This is a genomic window from Streptosporangium sp. NPDC006013 (assembly GCF_040614275.1).
In the GTDB taxonomy this organism is placed as follows: domain Bacteria; phylum Actinomycetota; class Actinomycetes; order Streptosporangiales; family Streptosporangiaceae; genus Streptosporangium.
In genome coordinates this window covers 1-1,396 of the sequence record NZ_JBEXUE010000936.1, presented here as the reverse complement: position 1 = coordinate 1,396, position 1,396 = coordinate 1, and the positions used below count along the sequence as shown (strand labels likewise).

Below are 1,396 nucleotides of genomic sequence, written 5' to 3'. Positions count from 1 at the left end.
GGCGCGGAGCCTGCCATCGAGGCCCGCGGCCGGCGGCCACGCCGCGGACGGATCGATGCGCGGAACGCCTCCATGGCCGTGGCTAGCGAGTCCGACCAAGACGGCCGGATTCCGGCACGACGCGATCCCCGTCGGGATCCAGGCCATCCGCGACCTGGGGGCCGCCAACGACTTCACCGTGGACGCGACCGAGGACTCCAACGTCTTCAGTACGGCCAACCTCGCCCAGTACAAGGCGGTGGTGTTCCTCAACACCACCGGTGACGTGCTGAACGACACCCAGCAAACCGCCTTCCAGACGTACGTGGACGGCGGGGGCGGTTACGTGGGGGTGCATTCGGCCGCCGACACCGAGTACAACTGGCCGTACTACGGACAGCTGGTGGGCGCCTGGTTCAACAGCCATCCGGCGATCCAGCAGGCCACGGTACGGAACGAGGACCGGGCGCACGCCGCGACCGCTCATCTGGGGACGACCTGGTCGCGGACGGACGAGTGGTACAGCTACCGGACGAACCCCCGCGCGAACGTGCGGGTCCTGCAGAACCTGGACGAGAGCAGCTACAGCGGCGGCGGCATGGGTGACCATCCGATCACCTGGTGCCGTCCCCAGTCCTCCGGCCGCTCGTTCTACACCGGGCTGGGGCACACGCAGGAGTCGTACGCGGACTCGAACTTCCGCACGCTGCTGCTGGGCGGAATCCGGTACGCGGCCAAGGCGACCAACGCCGACTGCCGCCCGGAGACCGGCTACACGGCGTTGTACAACGGGTCGACGACGGGCTGGTCACAGGCCGGGCCGGGGTCGTTCACGAACAGCAACGCCACGCTGACCTCCCAGGGTGGCATGGGCATGCTGTGGTACAGCGCCAAGGAGTTCCGCTCCTACTCACTCAAGCTCGACTGGAGGCTGACCGGCGACTCCAACTCGGGGGTGATCGTCGGGTTCCCGGCCACCAATGACCCGAACGCGGCGCTCAACACCGGACACGAGGTGCAGATCGACGCGACCGACACCCCGGACAAGACGACGGGGGCGATCTACGGCTTCAAGGCGGCGGACATCGCCGCACGCGACGCGGCGCTGAACCCGCCGGGTCAGTGGAACACCTACGAGCTGCTGGTGGAGGGTGAGCGGCTACAGGTTTTCCTGAACGGCGCGAAGATCAACGACTTCACCAACACCGATCCGGTCCGCTCGCTCCAGCAGGGCTACATCGGCATCCAGAACCACGGGTCCGGCGACGTGGCGGCGTTCCGCAACATCCGCATCAAGGAACTGACCAGCGTGTCGCCCACTCCGACGCCCTCTCCGACGCCTTCCGGTGACACGGGCGCGTTGCGCGGGGTGGGGTCGGGCCGGTGCCTGGACGTCGTCGGCGCCTCGCAGGCCAAC

1 protein-coding gene is annotated in these 1,396 nt (G+C 68.3%); it reads left to right on the top strand.

Translation table 11 applies throughout. The features are described 5' to 3' along the window. Nucleotides 1-55: 55 nt before the first annotated feature. The coding region (locus ABZ260_RS51050) for a ThuA domain-containing protein (RefSeq protein ID WP_355633209.1) at nucleotides 56-1,396 on the top strand (1,341 nt) is incomplete at its 3' end.